Below are 20,821 nucleotides of genomic sequence, written 5' to 3'. Positions count from 1 at the left end.
TGACGGCGCCCGCCCGGGACGGCCTGCGGTCCTGGGCCGAAGGGCTGATCACATTCCCTCCTTCCTGCTGTTAGCCTGCTCTTGCATATAGGTTGCAATAACAACAGGACAGCAGTTGGAGGGTTCGCCTCATGGCCACCTACACGCTCCCGGAACTCCCTTACGACTACGCGGCGCTCGAACCGGTCATCAATCCGCAGATCATCGAGCTCCACCACGACAAGCACCACGCCGCCTACGTCAAGGGCGCCAACGCCACCCTGGAGCAGTTGGAAGAGGCGCGTGACAAGGAGGCCTGGGGAGCCGTCAACGGCCTGCAGAAGAACCTCGCGTTCCATCTCTCCGGCCACATCCTGCACTCGATCTACTGGCACAACATGAGCGGCGACGGCGGCGGCGAGCCCCTCGCGGCGGACGGCGTCGGCGACCTCGCGGACGCCATCACCGACTCCTTCGGCTCGTACGCGGGCTTCAAGTCCCAGCTGACGAAGGCCGCCGCCACCACGCAGGGTTCCGGCTGGGGGGTGCTGGCGTACGAGCCGCTCAGCGGCAGGCTGATCGTCGAGCAGGTCTACGACCACCAGGGCAACGTCGGCCAGGGCTCGGTTCCGATCCTGGTCTTCGACGCCTGGGAACACGCCTTCTACCTCCAGTACAAGAACCAGAAGGTCGACTTCATCGAAGCCATGTGGCGCGTCGTCAACTGGCAGGACGTGGCGAAGCGGTACGCGGCCGCCAAGGAGCGCGCCGACGTCCTGCTGCTCGCCCCCTGACCCGGGCGCACGGACGCCCTGCCTCGTGATCGTCTTCTCAACCTTCACCGGCAGGCGGATGAAACGGGGAGCCCCCGCGAGGACGTGACTCGCCGGGGCTCCCCCATTCCCGCACATTTAGCTTGTTCGCTAATTAGCTCATGTGCTAAATATGAGCCATGGCAACGACCGATGACGAGGCGAGCGCCTTCCGCGCCCTCGCCGATCCGACCAGGCGCCAGATCCTGGAGGACCTCCGGGGCGGCGAGCTGGCGGCCGGGGAGATCGCGGCCCGGTTCGCGATCAGCGCACCGTCCATCTCCCGCCACCTGGGCGTACTGAAGGGCGCCGGGCTGGTCACCGAGCGCCGCGACGGCAACCGCATCCTCTACTCGCTGGCCGAGGACCGGCTGGCGACCAGCATCGGACGGTTCCTGAGCTCCGTCTGCCCCGAGCAGATCGTCCTGCGTCACACCAAGTGGCGGTCCGCCACGCAAGAGGAAGGCGGCACATCATGATCCAGCCCCGACTCTCCAGCGTCATCGAGCGCCGTCTCCTGGTGAACTACCGGGTCGCCCCGGACGCCGCCGCCCGCCTGCTGCCCGCCGGCCTGCGGCCCCAGTTGGTACGCGGTCACGCCGTCGCCGGCATCTGCCTCCTGCGCCTGGGCTCCGCACGCCCCACATGGGCGCCCGCGCCGGTGGGTCTGCGAAGCGAGAACGCCGCGCACCGCATCTCTGTCGAGTGGGACGGTCCGGACGGCGTCGAGACCGGCGTCTACATCACACGCCGCGACACCGACTCCCGGATCAACTCCTGGGCGGGCGGGCGGTTTTTCCCCGGTGAGCACGGCCGCGCCGACTTCACGGTGCACGAGAGGCCCGCCGAGGTACGCGTCGCTCTCGCCACCCGGGACGGTGAGATCCGGGTCGACGTCACGGCCGAGGTCACCGACGAACTGCGCGGCAGTGAACTCTTCACCGATCTCCAGGAGGCATCGGACTTCTTCCGCGCCGGGGCCAGGGGCCTGTCCCCGACAGCTGCAGGCCGCCGCCTCGACGCCATGGAGCTGGAGACGGACGCGTGGCAGGTGGCAGCCGGACGGGTGCGATCCGCGCGGTCGTCCTTCTTCGACGACCCGGGCCGCTTCCCGCCCGGCACCGCGTCCCTGGACAGCGTCCTGGTCATGCGCGACGTCGCGGCCCGCTGGCGGCCGCTGCCGACGAGGCCCATGGCCCGTCGCTGACGAGCTGCGGTCATCGGCCCGTCGTGCCGCTCGGCACCGGCGGTCCGTACCGCGGGGCACCCGGCGTCGGCCCGACCGCGACCGGTTCGGCGAACCGGTGCCCGCCCCACACCTTCCGCCGGCGTCACGGCATCGCCTCCTTGCCATCCAGCGGCTGCCCTTCGGGGTGAATGCGATGATGGCGCCATGAGTCCGGTCCCCGCCGCCCCCGCCGATCCCACCGCTGTGCACCCCATGCCCGGGCAGCCGCGTGTGGTCCAGCTGAAGCCCCTGGTGACATCGGAACTGATCGAGGTGGGCGCCTACTCGTACTACGACGACCCCGATGACGCGACCGCCTTCGAGACCCGCAACGTGCTGTATCACTACGGCCCGGAGAAGCTCGTCATCGGAAAGTTCTGCGCGCTCGGGACCGGCGTGCGGTTCCTCATGAACGGCGCCAACCATCGTATGGACGGCCCCTCCACGTTCCCGTTCCCCACGATGGGCGGCTCCTGGGCCGACCACTTCGACCTGCTCACCGGACTGCCGAACCGGGGCGACACCGTCGTCGGCAACGATGTCTGGTTCGGCTACGGATCGATGGTCCTGCCGGGCGTACGGATAGGGCACGGCGCCGTCGTCGGTGCCGGCGCGGTCGTCGCCGGCGACGTCCCGGACTACGGCATCGTCGGCGGCAACCCGGCGCGGCTGATCCGTACCCGCTACGACGACGAGACCGTCGCCCGGCTCCTCGCCGTCGCCTGGTGGGACTGGCCCGTCGAGCTCATCACCCGGCACATCCGCACGATCATGTCCGGCAGCGTCGACGCACTCGAAGCGGCTGCCCGGGAGGGGACGTCATGACCATCACCGTTCAGGGACTGGCGTACTACCCCGTCAAGGGCTGCGGCGCGGTTCCGGTCGACCGGGCGGAGATCACCGCGACCGGTCTCGTGCACGACCGTACGTTCATGGTGGTGAACGCCGAGGACGGCGCGTTCCGTAGTCAGCGGACACACCCCGCGATGGCTGCGATCAGGGCCGAAGTCCTGGACGGCGGCGCCGTCCTGGCCCTCTCCGTGCCGGACCTGGAGCCGCTGGAGCTGGCCGTCGACCGGGACGGTCGGCGCCGCGCGGTCAGTATGTTCGACCGTCCGCTCGGCGAGGCGTGCGACCAGGGGGACGCGGTCGCCGAGTGGTTCTCGGAGGTGCTCGGCGCGAAGTCCCGGCTGGTACGGGTGGCGCCCGGCTTCGACCGGGACGGCTGGGGCGAGACCCCCGGCAAGGTCGCCTTCGCCGACGCCCATGCGGTGCTGGTCGCCTCCACCGCGTCGCTGGCCGGCCTCAACGCCCGTATCGAGGCCCGGGGCGACGCGGCCGGCGTACCGATGGACCGCTTCCGCCCGAACATCGTCCTGTCCGGTGCCGACGAGCCGCACTTCGAGGACCGGGTACGCCGGATGACCATCGGATCGGCCGAACTGGCCTACTCCGTGAGGGCGATGCGGTGCAACGTCCCGCTGGTGGACCAGTCGACGGGCCTCCGGGCGGGCCCGGAGCCGGTCCGGACCCTGGCGACGTACCGCCGCGAACCCGACTACGGCAACAAGGTCAGCTTCGGCGTGAAGAACGCAGTGGTTTGCGACGGTGTGGTGGCCGTCGGCGACACCGTCGAGATCATGAGCCGACTCGACGCGTGAACCCCGTCAGGTGAGCGAGTCGATCCAGCGTTCCAGCCGGCGCCCTTCGGCGGCCATCAGGTCGGGGTCCCGGAAGGTGTTGGTGAGCAGCGAGATCCCCTGATAGGCGGCGATCAGAGCGACCGCCAGTTCACGGGAGTCACTGCGGCCCATCGACTGGAACTGCTGCTCGACCCAGTCGAGCAGCACCTGGATGACCTTGGCGACCGACTGGTCGAGACCGTCGGCCCGCTTGTCGAGTTCCGAGGCCATGGTCCCGGTGGGACAGCCGTACCGAGCCGTCAGCTCGCGCTGTTCGACCCAGCCGTTCAGGAGTGCCTTCAGCCGGTCCTGGGGTGCGGGAAGCTCGTCGAGCACGCCGATCATCGACCTCAGGCTCTGCGCATGCGCGTCGATCGCCGCCTCGACGAGCTGATCCTTGGTCTTGAAGTAGTAGTACACGTTGCCCAACGGGACATCGGCCGCTCGTGCGATGTCGGCGATCGTCGTCTGTTCGACGCCCTGCTCGTGAAGTACCTGGGCCGCGGCGGCCGCCAGCCTTTCCCGCTTGCCCGGCGACTGCCGGACACTTTTTGAGTGAGTCACCTGACTAACTGTAGACGCGCGCCGGGCGACCCGCTATCGTCACGTCTAAGTCAGTCAACTAACTAACTCGGGGAACCTCATGATCGTTGTAACGGGAGCGACCGGAAACGTCGGACGGGAACTCGTACGGATCCTCGCCTCGGCCGGTGAGCAGGTGACGGCCGTCTCCCGGCGGCCTCCGGCGGACCTGCCCGACGGCGTACGACACCAGCGGGCCGATCTCGCCGATCCGGAGAGCCTGCGCACCGCACTGGACGGCGCCGACGCACTGTTCCTGCTCGTCGCGGGCGACGACCCGCAGGGCATCCTCGACATCGCAGAGGCCGGCGGGGTGCGGCGCGTCGTCGTGCTCTCCTCCCTGGGCGTCGGGACACGGCCGGAGGCCTACCGTCACCCGGGGGCGTTCGAGGACGCCGTCCGCCGGCCGGGCCTCGCATGGACGGTCCTACGGTCCGGCGGCCTGAACTCCAACACCTTCGCGTGGGCCGAGTCGATCCGTACGCAGCGCACAGTCGCCGCACCCTTCGGCGACGTCGGGCTGCCCACCGTCGACCCGGCGGATGTCGCCGAGGTCGCGGCCGTGGTCCTGCGCGAGGCCGGACACGCGGGCCGTACGTACGAACTGACCGGTCCCGCGGCGGTCACCCAGCGGGAACGGGCCGAGGCGATCGGCGACGCGCTGGGCACTGCGGTGCGGTTCGTCGAGCAGACCCGCGAGGAGGCCCGCGCGCAGATGTTGCAGTTCATGCCCGCGCCGGTGGTGGAGGGCACGCTCGGCATCCTCGGCGAGCCGCTGGCGGCGGAGCAGAAGGTCAGCCCCGACGTCGAGCAGATCCTCGGCCGCGCGCCGCGCACCTTCGCCGACTGGGCAGCACACGCCGCCGGGTCCTTCCGGTGAGACCGCTGCGCGGCGAACTTCGCGGGCCTCGGGATCGAGCGCCACGGCGTGGCCCGCCGGACAGCGCAGCCCGGAAGCCCCTCCGCCACCGGCCGCCGAGGCAGTCGCAACATGGGCGGACCGCCAGGAACTCCGCCGAACCGCCCGGTTGTTGACCCTGCGGAGCTGATTGCCTGACCCGTCCGGATGCTGCGACGGGTGGGCCGGGCGGCTGCCGAAGCCCGCCCAGCTGTACGCCTGACGCACCAGGGTGCGGGTTCCGGACGGTGGCCGGAACCCGCACCGGTGGGTACGTCAGTCGAAGATCGGGCCCTGCGTCCGGGTCCGCTTGATCTCGTAGAAGCCGGGGATCGACGCCACCAGCAGCGTGCCGTCCCACAGCTTCGCCGCCGCCTCGCCCTTCGGGGCGGGGGTGACGACCGGGCCGAAGAAGGCGATCTGCTCGCCGTCGGAGCCCGGCACGGCGATGACCGGCGTGCCGACGTCCTGGCCGACCTTGTCGATGCCCTCCTGGTGGGAGGCGCGCAGCTCCGCGTCGTACGTGTCCGAGTCGGCGTACTCCGCGAGTTCGGCCGGCAGACCGACGTCTTCGAGCGCCGCCACGATCGCCTCACGGGTGGGGCCCTCGCCCTGGTTGTGGAAGCGGGTGCCCAGCGCGGTGTACAGGGGGCCGACGATGTCGTCACCGTGCTTCTGCTGGGCGGCGACGACGACGCGGACCGGGCCCCAGGCCTTGGTCTCGAGCATGTCGCGGTACTCGTCGGGCAGCTCGTCGAGCCTGTTCTCGTTGAGGACGGCAAGGCTCATCACATGCCAGCGGACCTCGACGTCGCGGACCTTCTCCACCTCCAGCATCCAGCGGGAGGTCATCCACGCCCAGGGACAGAGCGGGTCGAACCAGAAATCGGCGGGCGTCTTGCCGTTCACCGTGGCGTTCTCAGACATGTCTCTCCTCAAGAGGCGATCGCACCTGTGCGCGAGAACACCGCCGAACGGCCCTGCCATTCCCGCGCGCCCGGGCCGGGACGCACATGGGAGGATCAAACTGTTCGAACGTGACACAAAGGAGTGCACCAGTGCCCGGTCAAAACCTGTCCCGCGACGAAGCCCACGAGCGGGCCGAGCTGCTGACCGTCGACGGATACGACGTCGTGCTCGACCTGCGGTCCGCGATCGGCGATCCCGACAGCGGCGGCTGGGACGGCGGGGACCGGCCGGCCGTCGATCCCCGGACCTTCCGCTCGGTGACCACGATCCGGTTCCGCTCCGCGCGAGCGGGGGCGTCGACGTTCGCGGATCTGCTGGCGCCGAGCGTGACCTCGGTGACCCTGAACGGGCAGGCACTCGACCCCGCCGCCGTCTTCGACGGGACGCGGGTGGCGCTGGACGGTCTGCCGGAGGGCGAGAACGTCCTGGTGGTCGACGCGCAGTGCGCGTACAGCCGGACCGGCGAGGGCATGCACCGGTTCGTCGACCCGGAGGACGGCGAGGTCTACCTCTACACGCAGTACGAGCCGGCCGACGCGCGGCGCGTCTTCGCGAACTTCGAGCAGCCCGACCTGAAGGCCCCTTTCCGCTTCGAGGTGACGGCACCCGAGGGGTGGACGGTCTGGAGCAACGGGGCCGAGGAGTCCCGGGACGGCGGGGTCTGGCGGTTCGCCGAGACGAAGCCGATCTCGACGTACATCACGGCGGTCGTCGCCGGTCCGTACCACCATGTGACCGACTCGTACAGCCGTACCTTCGACGACGGCACGACGCTGGACATCCCGCTCGGCGCGCTCTGCCGCAAGGGGCTCGCCCGGCACTTCGACGCGGACGACATCTTCCTCGTCACCAAGCAGGGCCTGGACTTCTTCCACGACAACTTCGACTACCCGTACCCGTTCGGGAAGTACGACCAGGCGTTCGTCCCCGAGTACAACCTCGGCGCGATGGAGAACCCGGGCTGTGTCACGTTCCGCGAGGAGTACATCTTCCGCGGCAAGGTCACGCAGGCGTCGTACGAGAGCCGTGCCAACGTCATCCTGCACGAGATGGCGCACATGTGGTTCGGCGACCTCGTCACCATGCAGTGGTGGGACGACCTGTGGCTGAAGGAGTCGTTCGCCGACTTCATGGGCGTCTTCGCCATGGTGGAGTCGACCCGCTTCAAGGACGGCTGGATCACCTTCGCCAACAACCGGAAGTCCTGGGCGTACCGCGCCGACCAGCTGCCGTCCACGCACCCGATCACGGCCGACATCCGTGACCTGGAGGACGCCAAGCTGAACTTCGACGGCATCACGTACGCCAAGGGTGCGTCGGTGCTGAAGCAGCTGGTGGCGTACGCGGGACGGGACGCGTTCCTGGAGGGGGCCCGGCGCTACTTCAAGAAGCATGCGTACGGCAACACGCAGCTGGGCGACCTGCTGTCGGTGCTGGCCGAGACGTCCGGGCGGGACATGGTCACCTGGTCGCGGTCGTGGCTGCAGACCGCCGGCGTCAACTCGCTGACGCCGGTGGTGACGTACGGCGCGGCGGACCGGATCACCGAGCTGGCGGTCCTCCAGGAGGCAGCCGACTCGCACCCCGAGCTGCGGCCGCACCGGGTCGCGGTCGGCCTGTACCGCCGCACGACCCGCGGCGACCTGGTGCGGTACGCGCGCGCCGAGGTGGATGTGGCGGGACCGCGCACGGTGGTCGCCGCGCTGGCCGGCGTCGAGAGGCCCGAGCTGATCCTCGTCAACGACGACGACCTCACGTACTGCAAGGTCCGCTTCGACGAGGCGTCCCTCGCCACCCTGCGCGCGCACCTCGGGGACATCACCGACCCGCTGGCCCGGGCGCTGTGCTGGTCCGCGCTGTGGAACCTGACGCGGGACGGGCTGATGCCGGCCCAGGACTTCATCTCGCTCGTGCTGGCCTTCTCCGGCCAGGAGTCCGATATCGGCGTCCTGCAGATGCTGCATGCCTGGACCCGGACCGCGCTCGTCCACTACGCCGCCCCGGGGTGGCGTGAGGAGGGCGGACGGGCGCTGGCCGAGGGTGCGCTGCGGGAGCTGCGGATCGCCGACCCGGGGAGCGAGCACCAGCTGGCGTGGGCGCGGTTCTTCGCGTCGGTCGCGGACTCGGAATCGGACTTCCAGCTGCTGTCCTCACTGCTGGGGGAGTCCGCACGGATCGACGGGCTGGAGGTCGACCAGGAGCTGCGGTGGGCGTTCGTGTCCGCGCTGGCCGCGCACGGGGTCGCCGACGAGTCGGTGATCGATGCCGAACTGGCCCGGGACGACACGGCGTCCGGCAAGCGGCACCAGGTGCGGTGCCTGGCGTCGCGGCCGTCGGCGGCGGTCAAGGCGCAGGCGTGGGCGGCCGTGGTGGAGTCGGACGCGCTGTCCAACGCGCTGGTCGAGGCGACGATCGCGGGGTTCGGGCAGTCGTCGCAGCGGGAGTTGCTGGCGCCTTACGCAGCCCGGTACTTCGATGCGATCGAACGGGTGTGGGCCGAGCGGTCGATCCAGATCGGGATGTCCGTGGTGAAGGGTCTGTTCCCGGCGCTGCAGGACGATCCGGCGACGCTGGCGGCGGCGGATGCCTGGCTGGAGGCGCATGCGGATGCGGCGCCGGCGTTGCGTCGGCTGGTGCTGGAGGCGCGGGACGATCTGGCGCGGGCGTTGCGGGCGCAGGCGTGTGACGCGGGGGCCGGGGCCGGCCTCTGACGGGGCGCCCCGGGGCGAGCGCGGCAGCGCCACCCTCGATCGCCGGACGGGCCTGATCTTCGGCCCGTCCGGCGCCGGGGCCGGCAGCAGCCGAGGCGAGCCGCAGCGGCCCGCGTGGGCCGACGCGACGCACAATCCCCGTCGGGATCGCCCTTTTCGGTTGTCGAACGTCTGTACTTTAGGACGGCGTTGTCCTGAATTGTCGACGGGCGTGTAACAGGGGTTAGCCGCACCGCGGCCTGCGGCATACCCCGGAGCATGACCCAGAACACCCCTCTCTCCCCCCACTTCCGACCCCCCGTCGGCGAACGGCAACGCGTGCTGTCCGTCGAGCAGTTGAAGACACTCGGCGTCTCCCCCGCACGGGCTGCCGCGCAGTGCCGGGCCGGTGGTCCGTGGCAGCAGCCGCTGCCCGGCGTGTACGTGCTGCACCCGGGGCCGCCCACCGGCGAGGAGCGGCTGCGGTCCGCCCTGCTGTACGTCGGGCGGCGGCGCACCGTCCCCGCGCAGGGCGGCCCGGCGCGCACCACCGGCTACGGCGAGGCCATGGTCACCGGCTCGGCCGCGCTCGCCCTCCACGGGTTCTCCCTCGTACCGCCGTTGGGTTCGCTCGGCCGGATCGACGTGCTGGTACCGCGCCACCGGCGGCTGCGGTCCGTCCGGTACGTGCGCGTGGTGCGGACGACCGAACTGCCCAGCCCCGAGCAGCTCGCCGGTCTGCCGGTGGCCCCCGTGGCACGAGCACTGGCGGATGCGGTCAGCGGCCTCGGGGACACCGCAGCCGTACGGCTGCTGCTCACCGAGGCGGTCCGCGGCGGACACTGCGAACCCGCAGCGGTCGTACGTGAGCTGAGCCGCAGCAAGTTGCTGGACCGGCCCCACATCGTGGACGCCGTCGACTCGCTGCTCGCGGAGGGGCGGGCGCTGGCGGAGAGCCGGCTGTACGACATGGTGCGGACCTACGACCTGCCGGAGCCGCTCTGGAATGTGGACCTGCGGCTGCCCGGCGGCCCGCACCTCGGCGGGGTGGACGCCTACTGGCCCGACCAGGCCGTCGCTGTCGAACTCGACAGCAGGGCGCCCCTGCACAGCACGCTCGACGGCGACCGGCGCCAGGAGGGGCACGACGCCGAGTGGTACGGCTGCGCCGCCGAGCGGGAGCATCTGGAACGGCTCGGGGTCACCGTCGTCCACGTCGCGCCGAGGAAACTGCGCGTCGCGGCGGAGCAGCAGGCGACCGTGGTGCGCACCGCGCTGATGGCGGCGGCCGACCGCGAACCCGCCGCGTATGTGGTCGTTCTTCCCCGGTGACAAGGCAGTTATCGACCCTTTCGTCCCTCATGACGCATCAGCCCCAGTGGCGGGAGTACGCCATGGCCGCATCTCGCCTCCCTCAACCCTCCACAAACCCAGGTCATTTGCGAAAGGCTGAGCGGTCATCCGGTACCGAATTCCGGACTTTCTCTTTCACATACAGGGATGCTGATGACCTCCGAATCCCCCAGCTCCATATCCGGGGCGAGACGCGTGGCCCGAGTCGCGGCCGCCGCCGGTCTGGTGGCCGCACTGGCCGCCTCCGGCGCGGCCCCGGTCTTCGCCGCCGACGACCCGGCCGATGCCCCCGTGAAGGCGGCCGCCACCAGCGACAAGCTCGGTACGGCCGACGCCGACCTCCTGACCAAGGCGAAGGCCAAGGGCGAGAAGAACGTCACCATGATGGTCGCCACCGCGCCCGGTGCGACCGAACAGGTCGCCGCGCAGCTGGACGCCGTGAAGGGGTCCGTGCTGGGTCGTACGTACGACAAGCTCGGCTACGTACGCGCGACCGTGCCGACCGCGACCGCCGAGGCCACCATCAAGGCGGCCTCGAAGCTGACCTCCGTCCACGGCATCGATCTCAAGCAGGAGATCATGCTCGACGACCCGACGCCCACGGGCGACCGGGCCGCCGGGGCGAAGACGAAGACGAAGACCACGGGCGACTACCCGGCGCCCGGCAAGAACACGCCGGCGAAGAACCCGTACAACCCGTCCTTCGAGACGGGCGCGGTCGACTTCGTCAAGCAGCACCCGAAGGCCGACGGCCGCGGCGTGACCATCGGCATCCTGGACTCGGGTGTCGACCTCGGTCACCCGGCGCTCCGGAAGACCAGCACCGGCGAGCGCAAGATCGTCGACTGGGTGACGGCCACCGACCCGGTCAGCGACGGCGACGGTACCTGGCTGCGGATGACCGCCTCGGTGACCGGCCCCGTCTTCACGATCGGTGGCCGCACCTACTCGGCGCCGGCCGGATCGTACAAGATCCAGCTCTTCTCCGAGGCCGCCACCAAGGGCGGCGACATGGCCGGGGACCTGAACCGGGACGGCGACACCACCGACACCTGGGCCGTGCTCTACGACCCGGTCGCCGGTACCACGCGCGTCGACCTGAACAACGACGCCAACTTCTCCAACGACGCCGTCATGAAGCCGTACAAGGAGAAGTACCAGGTCTCCTACTTCGGCACGGACGACCCGCGGACCCAGGTCGTCGAGCGCATCCCGTTCGTCGTCGAGACGCGCAAGGACGTCGTGTACAACGCGGCGGGCGACAAGGCCGACTACGTCAACATCGGTGTCATCGAGAGCGAGCACGGCACCCACGTCGCCGGCATCACCTCCGCCAACGGGCTCTTCGGCGGCAAGATGAACGGCGCCGCGCCCGGCGCGAAGATCGTCTCCTCGCGCGCCTGCACCTGGTCCGGCGGCTGCACCAACATCGCGCTCACCGAGGGCATGATCGACCTCGTCGTCAACCGCGGTGTCGATGTCGTCAACATGTCGATCGGTGGCCTGCCGCCGCTCAACGACGGCAACAACGCCCGCGCCGCGACGTACAAGCGGCTCATCGACACGTACGGCGTCCAGCTGGTCATCTCGGCCGGCAACGACGGCCCGGGTGTGAACACCATCGGTGACCCCGGCCTCGCCGACCACGTCATCTCCGTCGGCGCGTCCATCTCCAAGGAGACCTGGGCGGCCAACTACGGCTCCAATGTCACCAAGAAGTACGACATGCTGCCGTTCTCGTCCCGTGGTCCGCGTGAGGACGGCGGCTTCGCCCCGATCCTGACCGCGCCCGGCGCCTCCATCAACACCACCCAGACCTGGCTGCCCGGCGGCCCGGTCAAGGAGGCGGGCTACTCGCTGCCGGCCGGATACTCCATGCTGCAGGGCACCTCGATGTCCTCGCCGCAGGCCGCCGGTGCGACCGCTCTGCTGCTGTCCGCCGCGAAGCAGAAGCACATCGAGCTGCCCCCGGCCGACCTGCGTACCGCGCTGACCAGCACCGCGACCCACATCCAGGGTGTGCCCGCGCACGCCCAGGGTTCCGGCCTGATCAACATCGTGGGCGCCTGGAAGCAGATCGAGAAGCAGGGTTCCCCGGCGCACGAGTACTCCGTGAAGGCCCCGGTCGACACGGCGATCGACTTCGCGCTGAAGACCCCCGGCTTCGGCACCGGTCTGTACGACCGCGAGGGCGGCCTGAAGGCCGGCCAGAAGAAGTCGTACGACGTCACGGTCACCCGCACCACGGGCCCGGACAAGGCCGTCGCGCACAAGCTGTCCTGGAAGAACAACGACGGCACCTTCGCACTGACCGGCAGCAGCACCGTCTCGCTGCCGCTGGGCAAGCCGGTGACCGTCAAGGTCCAGGCGAAGCCGGGCAGCGCGGGCGTGCACAGCGCGATCCTGCAGGTCGATGATGCGAAGACCTCCGGTGTGGACCAGCAGATCCTCGCCACCGTCGTCGTCGCCAAGGACCTGGTGAAGCCCGCCTACGCGTTCGCCGCGTCCGGCTCGGTGCAGCGCAACGGCACCACGTCGTACTTCGTGAACGTGCCGGAGGGCGCCAAGACCCTCGAGGTCGCGATGAGCGCGCTGCGCTCGGGCAGCCAGACCCGCTTCATCTCCATCCACCCGTACGGGGTGGCGATGGAGGACAGCGGTACGCCGTTCTGCTACCCGAACTACGACAACCCGACCAACACCTGCCGCCCCGACGTGCGCTCGTACACCGACCCGCAGGCCGGTGTCTGGGAGATCGAGGTCGAGGCACGGCGTACGTCGCCGCTGCTGGACAACCCGTTCAAGCTGGATGTCAGCCTGCTCGGCGCGTCCTTCGACCCGGCCGTGCAGACGCTGCCCGAGGCGAAGGTCGGCACGCCGACCGCGGTGAACTGGACCGTCACCAACTCCGCGGGCGACCTGGAGGGCAAGCTCAAGGGCGGCTCGCTGGGCTCGGCCAAGGTCGACACGCCGTCGATCAAGACGGGTGACCAGCAGGTCACCACGGTCACCATCGGTGAGGGCGTCGAGAAGCTGGACGTCGCCGTCGGCGGCACCTCGGACGCCAACGCCGACATCGACCTGTACGTGCTCGACGCGGACGGCACCGAGGTCGGTTCGTCCACGAGCGCGGGTGCGGAGGAGTCGGTCAGCCTGGCCGCCCCCGCCGCCGGCACGTACACGATCGTCGTGGACGGCTACTCGGTTCCGGCCGGGACCACCACGTACGACTACCGTGACGTGTACTACTCCCCGTCGCTCGGCACGCTCAAGGTCGACGAGTCGAAGGCCGTGAACCTGGCCAGCGGCGCTTCGGCGCAGGTCGGCGCGGACGTCGTGGTCGGCGGTGCGGCTCCCGAGGGACGCCAGTTCTTCGGCGAGGTGCAGCTGGTGAACAGCCGCGGCACCGCGGCGGGCACCGGCAGCGTCGTGATCGAGAAGGTCACGCCGTAACGACCCGGATGCGTTGTCGGTAACGACAGTGGGGCGGGCGCTCTCCGGAGCGCCCGCCCCACTGCTCTGCCCGGCCCGAACCCGGACACCGTCCGTCTGCCGGACAATGGATTGGACAAGGAAGCCGTGGACATACGCATCATGGAGCGGCAACCGTGCCAGTTCGTACGTTTGAAGGAGTCCCTGTGAAGGTCGGAATCGTCGGCGCCACCGGTCAGGTCGGCACAGTCATGCGCAGGATCCTGGCCGAGCGGAAATTCCCGACCGACCAGCTGCGGCTCTTCGCCTCCGCCCGCTCCGCAGGCTCCACCATCGAGTGGCAGGGCCAGGAGATCACCGTCGAGGACGCCTCCACCGCGGACTACACGGGTCTCGACATCGTGCTGTTCTCGGCCGGCGGCGCCACCTCCAAGGCGCTCGCCGAGAAGGTAGCCGCCCAGGGCGCCGTGGTGATCGACAACTCCTCCGCATGGCGCAAGGACCCCGAGGTCCCGCTCGTCGTCTCCGAGGTCAACGCGCACGCGATCAAGAACCGCCCCAAGGGCATCATCGCGAACCCGAACTGCACGACGATGGCCGCGATGCCCGTGCTGCGCCCGCTGCACGACGAGGCCGGTCTCGACGCGCTGGTCGTCACCAGCTACCAGGCGGTCTCCGGCTCCGGCCTGGCCGGCGTCTCCGAGCTGCACGGACAGGCGTCCAAGGTGGTCGCCGACGCCGACAAGCTCACCCACGACGGCGGCGCCGTCGAGTTCCCCGAGCCGGCCGTCTACAAGCGGCCCATCGCCTTCAACGTACTGCCGCTGGCCGGTTCGATCGTGGACGACGGCTCCTTCGAGACCGACGAGGAGCAGAAGCTCCGCAACGAGTCCCGCAAGATCCTGGAGATCCCGGAGCTCAAGGTGTCCGGCACCTGTGTCCGGGTCCCGGTCTTCACCGGTCACTCGCTCCAGATCAACGCCCGCTTCGCCCGCCCGATCGGTGTGGAGCGCGCCTACGAGCTGCTCGAGGGCGCCGAGGGTGTCGAGCTCTCGGAGATCCCCACCCCGCTCCAGGCGGCCGGCCAGGACGTGTCGTACGTTGGCCGCATCCGGGCCGACGAGACCGTCGAGAACGGTCTGGCGCTCTTCGTCTCCGGCGACAACCTGCGCAAGGGCGCGGCGCTGAACGCCGTGCAGATCGCGGAGCTGGTCGCCGCCGAGCTGAACGGCTGACACCCACGAAGCATGCGAGAGGGCGGCCACCGGTGCTCGGTGGCCGCCCTCTCGCATGTCACCGGGGAGCGTGTGCGGGCTCCGGCGTCCGCATGTGTCAGAGGGCGAGGTGACGTCGCAGGGCGGCGTCGATCTCGGCCATGCGCGGGCGCGGGACGGTGCCGATCCGTTTCAGCACACGGTCCGGAGAGACCGCCCGGACCTGCTCGCACTGGACCTTCGAGTCCTTCAGCAGACGGCTCTCGTCAGCCCTGAGAAGGACCTGGAACGTGAGAACACGCGCGATGTTCGACGTCACCGGCACGACAGTGATCACACCTCGGCCGCTGAGCTCCGCCGACTGGTTGGCCGCGTTGTTGGACACGATCACGGCCGGCCTGACCTTGTTGGCCTCACTGCCCCTGGCCGGCTCCAGATCGACCAGATGGATATCGCCTCTACGCATCGGCGATTCCGTCCCCCACCGTGCGGTCCCAGAGCGCGGCGTCCTCGCTCGCGTCCCACTCCTCGAACGCCTCGGTGTACTCCGCCTCGAGTCCGGCGACACGCAGCAGCTCGATGGCGGCATGTATCACGGCGGACCGGGAGTCCGCGTCGGTCTTCATGGCGTACTCGTCGACGAAGGCGACATCCTCCTGCGGCAAGCTCACACTGATCTTCATACCACCAATGCTACCGCAGTAGGCAAACAGTGGCTACTCCGCTTCTCCCGGGGATCGACGTGGAAGGATGACCGGAAACGTCACCATCGAAGGAGATGACCGCGTGCCTGGCACGAATCTGACCCGCGAAGAGGCACAGGAGCGGGCGCGCCTGCTGACCGTGGACGCGTACGAGATCGATCTCGACCTCTCCGGAGCGCAGGAGGGCGGCACCTACCGGTCCGTGACCACTGTCCGCTTCGACTCCGCCGAAGCCGGTGCGGAGACCTTCATCGACCTGGTCGCCCCGGCCGTGCACGAGGTCGAGCTCAACGGCAAGACCCTGGACGTCGCCGCCGTCTTCCGCGACTCGCGGATCGCGCTGCCGCACCTGCACGCGGGCTCCAACGTGCTGCGGGTGGTCGCGGACTGCGCCTACACCAACACCGGCGAGGGTCTGCACCGGTTCGTCGACCAGGTCGACCAGCAGGCCTACCTGTACACACAGTTCGAGGTCCCGGACGCGCGCCGGGTCTTCGCGAGCTTCGAGCAGCCCGACCTGAAGGCGACCTTCCAGTTCACCGTGAAGGCACCGGCGGGCTGGACGGTCATCTCGAACTCCCCCACGCCGGAGCCCAAGGACGACGTCTGGGTCTTCGAGCCGACGCCGCGTATCTCGACGTACATCACGGCCCTGATCGTCGGCCCGTACCACGCGGTGCACAGCAGCTACGAGAAGGACGGCCAGTCCGTTCCGCTCGGCATCTACTGCCGCCCGTCGCTCGCCGAGTTCCTCGACGCGGACGCGATCTTCGACGTCACACGGCAGGGCTTCGACTGGTTCCAGGAGAAGTTCGACTACGCGTACCCGTTCGCCAAGTACGACCAGCTGTTCGTCCCGGAGTTCAACGCGGGCGCGATGGAGAACGCGGGCGCGGTCACCATCCGCGATCAGTACGTGTTCCGCTCGAAGGTGACGGACGCGGCGTACGAGACGCGGGCCGAGACGATCCTGCACGAGCTGGCCCACATGTGGTTCGGCGACCTCGTCACCATGGAGTGGTGGAACGACCTGTGGCTGAACGAGTCGTTCGCCACGTACACGTCCATCGCCTGCCAGGCGTACGCGGAGGGCTCGAAGTGGCCGCACTCCTGGACGACGTTCGCCAACTCCATGAAGACGTGGGCGTACCGCCAGGACCAGCTGCCGTCGACGCACCCGATCATGGCGGACATCCGTGACCTGGACGACGTCCTGGTCAACTTCGACGGCATCACGTACGCCAAGGGCGCCTCGGTCCTGAAGCAGCTCGTGGCGTACGTCGGCATGGACGAGTTCTTCAAGGGCGTCCAGGCGTACTTCAAGGCGCACGCGTTCGGGAACACCCGCCTCTCCGACCTGCTGGGCGCGCTGGAGGAGACCTCCGGCCGCGACCTGAAGACCTGGTCGAAGGCGTGGCTGGAGACGGCCGGCATCAACATCCTGCGCCCGGAGGTCACCACCGACGGGAACGGTCACGTCACCTCGTTCACCGTGCTCCAGGAGGCCCCCGCGCTGCCCGCCGGCGCCAAGGGCGAGCCGACGCTGCGCCCGCACCGGATCGCGATCGGCTGCTACGACCTCGACGGGGACGGGAAGCTGGTCCGCACGAACCGGATCGAGCTGGACGTCGACGGCGAGCGCACCGAGGTCCCGTTCCCGGCGGGCACCGCCCGTCCGGCGGTCATCCTGCTCAACGACGACGACCTGTCGTACGCGAAGGTCCGGCTCGACGAGGAGTCGCTACGGGTCGTCACCGAGCACCTCGGTGACTTCACCGAGTCGCTGCCGCGCGCCCTGTGCTGGGCCTCCGCCTGGGACATGACCCGCGACGGCGAACTGGCGACGCGCGACTACCTCTCGCTCGTCCTGTCCGGCATCGGCAAGGAGTCGGACATCGGCGTCGTCCAGTCGCTGCACCGCCAGGTGAAGCTGGCCCTGGACCTGTACGCGGCGCCGGGGTTCCGCGAGGCGGGCCTGACCCAGTGGACGGAGGCGACGCTCGCGCACCTGCGCGCCGCGGAGCCGGCCGGCGACCACCAGCTGGCCTGGGCCCGCGCCTTCGCGGCGACGGCCCGCACCCCTGTCCAGCTGGACCTGCTCCGGGCGCTGCTGGACGGCGCGGAGACGGTCGAGGGCCTCGTCGTCGACACCGAGCTGCGCTGGGCGTTCGTGGAGCGGCTGGCCGCGGTCGGCCTGCTCGACGAGGACGAGATCGCCGCCGAGTACGAGCGCGACAAGACGGCAGCGGGCGAGCGTCACGCGGCGACGGCCCGCGCGGCGCGCCCGTCGGCCGAGGCCAAGACGGAGGCCTGGGCCTCCGTCGTCGAGTCCGACAAGCTCCCGAACTCCCTCCAGGAGGCGGTCATCGGCGGCTTCGTCCAGACCGACCAGCGGGAACTGCTGGCCCCGTACACCGAGAAGTTCTTCGCAGCGGTGAAGGACGTCTGGGACTCGCGAAGCCACGAGATGGCCCAGCAGATCGCCGTCGGCCTCTACCCGGCGCTCCAGGTCTCGCAGGAGACCCTGGACGCGACGGACGCCTGGCTGGACTCGGCGGAGCCGAGCGCGGCACTGCGCCGGCTGGTCTCCGAGTCGCGGGCAGGCGTGGAGCGCGCGCTGAAGGCCCAGGCGGCGGACGCGGCCGCGGCAACCGCGTAGCCGCTGCCCATGTGCAGAGAAGTGCCCCGGACCGTCCGCACGGTCCGGGGCACTTCTGTTCCGCGGCTGCTCGCCGGGGGCGGCGACAGGGATTACACGCTCGACTCCTCGTAGCGGGCCGCCAGTTCGGCGGTTCCCCGTTCCGTGAGTGTGCCGTGCAGGCGCATCCGGGCCACTCCGCCGTCCGGGAAGGCGTCGAGGCGGACGTGGGTGACCACGGCCTGGGCCTGCAGCGGGAAGCGGTGGAGGGTGTCGGGCTGGAGCTTGGTGCGGGGGATGATTTCGAACCATTCACCCGCCTCGCCGTTGCGACCCTGGAGGGCGATCCAGCCGGCCGCATTGCCCTTGAGGCAGGCCGTGTCGATCTCGACCGCGCGGACCGCCCCCTGGGCGACCAGGCGGAAGCGGACCCAGTCGTTCGTGTCGCGTACACGGCGGCGGCGGTTCTCCCAGCCCTCGTCCATCTTGCGGGAGGTGCCGGGCAGGATGATCTGGGTCGGTGAGGAGTAGAAGCGGTCCGAGGCGTCCTCGTACGTGCCGCCGTTGAGGACCGCGATCAGGTCGATCGTGCCGAGCGCCGCCGGCCAGGCGGGGTCGGGGACCACCTCGCCGTGGACGCGGAGGCGGGCGACGCCGCCGTCGGGGTGCTGGCAGAGGCGGACGTGGGTGTAGCGGCGGCCACCGGTGATCCCGAAGCCGTTGGCGGCGTGGCCCCGCACCGGGGTCGGCGGCACGATCTCCTCCCACTTCACGTCGTCGGCGAGGAGATCCGAGGGGCTGGGAGAGCCGTCGACCGATGTCGCCTGCACCGAGACGCGCTGCGGATAGTTGCCGCGGAAGTGGGCGGTGTCGACGACGATGCCACGGATGATGCCGGGGGCACCGAGCCGGACGAGGGCCCAGTCGTGGTCCTCGGAGGCCGGGAATGGGTGTGCGGCGTCGGTGCCGCGGCGACGCCGGGTCTCCCAGCCGTCCATGATCTTGCCCTTGTGCCCGAAGCGCTCGGGGTCGAACACGGCGCGTTCGCGGTTCAGCAGGTTCTCGCGCTCGGCGAAGAACTCGTCGTTCGCGGCGACCACTCCCGCGCCCAGACGGCGGTCGGCGAGGTCCACCAGGCCGGTGAAGGGGAATTCGCCGGCGCGGTAGTCGGCATACGGGTCGCCGCCGCCGTACGGGGCCGCGTCGTTGGCGTGGGGGTCGTTGTCCTTGGCGGTGTTCGCGTTCACGTCGGAGGTCATGTACGGAACTGTCGCGCCGAATGACCCATCAGGTCTATCGAAAGTTTTCGTACTATTCTTTCAGCTCAACTGAATGGTCCCACGCGGACGGCGCTGACCTGCTGAAGCGCGGACAGGACCCGGGCCACCGCGGGCCCACCCTCCGCACCCTGCCGTACGGCGGCGACCACATGGCGCCGGGGCAGGTCCGCCTCCAGGACACGCATCACCACACCCGTACGGCGTTCCGCCGACGCCATCCGCGGGATCAGCGCGACACCCATGCCCGCTTCGACCATGGCGAGGATCGCGGTCCACCCGGAGGCACTGTGCGCCTGCTCCGGCACGAATCCGGCGGCCTCGCACGCGGCCGTGGTGATCTCCGACCAGGGGCCCGAGCCGCCGAAGATCCATGGCTCGGCGGCGAGGTCGGCCAGCCGCAGCCCGGGGGCGTCCGCCAGCCGGTGTCCGGCGGGGAGGGCGACATCGAGCGGGTCGGCGAGCAGAGGGAGGAGGGCGAAGCGCGGGTCGTGGGCGGTCGGCGCGTGCGCGGCGAGGGAGAGCGCGAGGTCGACGTCGCCGGCCGACAGGAGTTCGTACGCCTCCGCCGCCTCCGCCTCCCGTACCCGCACGGACGGTCCGGGCCGGTCGTCGGCGCGCAGGAGCCGGACCGCCGGTACGACGAGGGCGGGCACGGCCGTCGAGAACGCCCCGACCCGCACCTCCCCCGCCTCACCCCGCAGATATCCCGTCAACTCCACGTCGGCGCGTTCCAGTTGAGCGAAGACCGCTTCGGCGTGGCGGAGTACGAGATGTGCGGCGTCGGTGAGCCGGACCCGGCGGCCCTGGGCCTCCAGAAGGGGTACGCCGAGCTGCTTGGCCAGGTTGGAGAGCTGCTGGGACACGGCCGAGGGGGTCATCAACAGCGCCTCGGCCGTTGCCGTGACGGTCCCGCGCTCGCTCAGCACGCGCAGGATCCTGAGCTTCTTGACGTCCCACTCGATCATGTCCGCACATTAGCCGCCGGGGCCGGCCCGGCCCGTCCGGTGGCGGAACGCGGAGCAGGGCGCCTCGAAGTGCTCACACACTTCGAGGCGCCCTGAAGAAGCGCTGGTGGAACTACGCGGGCCCGGCGCCGCGCAGCGGGAGGGTCAGGCCTGCTTCTTGGACTTGTCCAGGAGCATGACCAGGCCCACGATGATCACGAACAGGGCGATGGGCGCCACGACGTAGAGGCCGATCGTGTCCATCACGCTCAGGCCGGAGCCCGGGTCGTCACCGTCGTCACGGGTCAGCGCAAGCGCGGGGGACGACATGAGCAGCATCATCAGCGTCGTACCGGCCGCCACGGCGCCGGCGCGCATTGCGTTCTTCTTGTCCACGGTGCAAACGTAGCGAACGT

At 70.0% G+C, this 20,821-nt stretch carries 18 protein-coding genes; 11 read left to right on the top strand and 7 right to left on the bottom strand.

Going from position 1 to position 20,821, the window contains the following annotated elements; genetic code table 11:
* The first annotated feature begins 131 nt into the window (after positions 1–131).
* The 5 genes from OG963_RS29525 to OG963_RS29505 all read left to right on the top strand — a co-directional run bounded on the left by OG963_RS29525 (position 132) and on the right by OG963_RS29505 (position 3,680).
* Positions 132–773 carry a superoxide dismutase gene (locus tag OG963_RS29525; protein ID WP_371799645.1) on the top strand — a complete coding sequence of 214 codons (642 nt, stop codon included), beginning with the start codon at positions 132–134 and terminating at the stop codon, positions 771–773.
* A gap of 158 nt (positions 774–931) precedes the next feature.
* A complete protein-coding gene (locus tag OG963_RS29520) occupies positions 932–1,270 on the top strand; it encodes a metalloregulator ArsR/SmtB family transcription factor (protein ID WP_030970052.1) in 339 nt (112 codons plus the stop codon).
* Positions 1,267–1,998, top strand: coding sequence for a DUF2071 domain-containing protein (locus OG963_RS29515; RefSeq protein ID WP_093930290.1), 732 nt, complete (start codon positions 1,267–1,269; stop codon positions 1,996–1,998). The genes OG963_RS29520 and OG963_RS29515 overlap by 4 nt, the downstream gene beginning before the upstream one ends.
* A gap of 186 nt (positions 1,999–2,184) precedes the next feature.
* Positions 2,185–2,844 carry a CatB-related O-acetyltransferase gene (locus OG963_RS29510; RefSeq protein ID WP_093930291.1) on the top strand — a complete coding sequence of 220 codons (660 nt, stop codon included), beginning with the start codon at positions 2,185–2,187 and terminating at the stop codon, positions 2,842–2,844.
* Entirely contained in the window at positions 2,841–3,680 is an 840-nt protein-coding gene (locus OG963_RS29505) for an MOSC domain-containing protein (RefSeq protein WP_093774306.1), read from the top strand. Before OG963_RS29510 ends, OG963_RS29505 begins: the two co-directional genes overlap by 4 nt.
* A 6-nt stretch (positions 3,681–3,686) precedes the next feature.
* Here the strand turns inward: OG963_RS29505 and OG963_RS29500 are convergent, their stop codons facing one another.
* Positions 3,687–4,265, bottom strand: coding sequence for a TetR/AcrR family transcriptional regulator (locus OG963_RS29500; RefSeq protein ID WP_093930292.1), 579 nt, complete (start codon positions 4,263–4,265; stop codon positions 3,687–3,689).
* Between the two features lie 79 nt (positions 4,266–4,344).
* Between OG963_RS29500 and OG963_RS29495 the strand changes: the two genes are divergently transcribed.
* Positions 4,345–5,163 carry an NAD(P)H-binding protein gene (locus tag OG963_RS29495; RefSeq protein WP_093774302.1) on the top strand — a complete coding sequence of 273 codons (819 nt, stop codon included), beginning with the start codon at positions 4,345–4,347 and terminating at the stop codon, positions 5,161–5,163.
* A 294-nt stretch (positions 5,164–5,457) separates the two neighbouring features.
* Here OG963_RS29495 and OG963_RS29490 read toward each other — a convergent pair whose 3' ends face one another.
* Positions 5,458–6,108, bottom strand: coding sequence for a DsbA family protein (locus OG963_RS29490; protein WP_030921336.1), 651 nt, complete (start codon positions 6,106–6,108; stop codon positions 5,458–5,460).
* Positions 6,109–6,239: 131 nt separating this feature from the next.
* Between OG963_RS29490 and pepN (OG963_RS29485) the strand changes: the two genes are divergently transcribed.
* The 4 genes from pepN (OG963_RS29485) to OG963_RS29470 all read left to right on the top strand — a co-directional run bounded on the left by pepN (OG963_RS29485) (position 6,240) and on the right by OG963_RS29470 (position 14,860).
* Positions 6,240–8,861, top strand: coding sequence for an aminopeptidase N (gene pepN, locus OG963_RS29485; RefSeq protein WP_093774300.1), 2,622 nt, complete (start codon positions 6,240–6,242; stop codon positions 8,859–8,861).
* Between the two features lie 258 nt (positions 8,862–9,119).
* Positions 9,120–10,172, top strand: coding sequence for a hypothetical protein (locus OG963_RS29480; protein ID WP_093774298.1), 1,053 nt, complete (start codon positions 9,120–9,122; stop codon positions 10,170–10,172).
* Between the two features lie 168 nt (positions 10,173–10,340).
* Positions 10,341–13,646, top strand: coding sequence for a S8 family serine peptidase (locus OG963_RS29475; protein WP_371799644.1), 3,306 nt, complete (start codon positions 10,341–10,343; stop codon positions 13,644–13,646).
* Between the two features lie 185 nt (positions 13,647–13,831).
* Positions 13,832–14,860, top strand: coding sequence for an aspartate-semialdehyde dehydrogenase (locus OG963_RS29470; RefSeq protein WP_030921345.1), 1,029 nt, complete (start codon positions 13,832–13,834; stop codon positions 14,858–14,860).
* Positions 14,861–14,957: 97 nt separating this feature from the next.
* Here OG963_RS29470 and OG963_RS29465 read toward each other — a convergent pair whose 3' ends face one another.
* Positions 14,958–15,305, bottom strand: a complete 348-nt coding sequence (locus OG963_RS29465; RefSeq protein WP_093774296.1) for a type II toxin-antitoxin system PemK/MazF family toxin — start codon at positions 15,303–15,305, stop codon at positions 14,958–14,960.
* Positions 15,298–15,522, bottom strand: coding sequence for a ribbon-helix-helix domain-containing protein (locus OG963_RS29460; RefSeq protein ID WP_030921349.1), 225 nt, complete (start codon positions 15,520–15,522; stop codon positions 15,298–15,300). The genes OG963_RS29465 and OG963_RS29460 overlap by 8 nt, the downstream gene beginning before the upstream one ends.
* A 103-nt stretch (positions 15,523–15,625) precedes the next feature.
* Here OG963_RS29460 and pepN (OG963_RS29455) point away from each other — a divergent pair, with 103 nt between their 5' ends.
* Positions 15,626–18,202 (top strand): aminopeptidase N, encoded by a 2,577-nt coding sequence (gene pepN / locus OG963_RS29455; protein ID WP_093774843.1) that lies wholly within the window; start codon positions 15,626–15,628, stop codon positions 18,200–18,202.
* A gap of 92 nt (positions 18,203–18,294) precedes the next feature.
* On the opposite strand, the gene alc is transcribed toward pepN (OG963_RS29455), so the two are convergent.
* The 3 genes from alc to OG963_RS29440 all read right to left on the bottom strand — a co-directional run bounded on the left by alc (position 18,295) and on the right by OG963_RS29440 (position 20,801).
* Positions 18,295–19,440: an allantoicase gene (gene alc, locus OG963_RS29450; protein ID WP_319325040.1), complete on the bottom strand. Its 1,146-nt coding sequence runs from the start codon at positions 19,438–19,440 to the stop codon at positions 18,295–18,297.
* Positions 19,441–19,505: 65 nt separating this feature from the next.
* Positions 19,506–20,426 (bottom strand): LysR substrate-binding domain-containing protein, encoded by a 921-nt coding sequence (locus OG963_RS29445; RefSeq protein WP_371799643.1) that lies wholly within the window; start codon positions 20,424–20,426, stop codon positions 19,506–19,508.
* A 144-nt stretch (positions 20,427–20,570) separates the two neighbouring features.
* Positions 20,571–20,801, bottom strand: coding sequence for a hypothetical protein (locus OG963_RS29440; protein ID WP_078878836.1), 231 nt, complete (start codon positions 20,799–20,801; stop codon positions 20,571–20,573).
* Positions 20,802–20,821: the final 20 nt, after the last annotated feature.

It is taken from the genome of Streptomyces sp. NBC_01707, from assembly GCF_041438805.1.
GTDB lineage: Bacteria > Actinomycetota > Actinomycetes > Streptomycetales > Streptomycetaceae > Streptomyces.
Note: the sequence above shows the minus strand (reverse complement) of the source record. Positions and strands in the feature narration are given on the sequence as shown.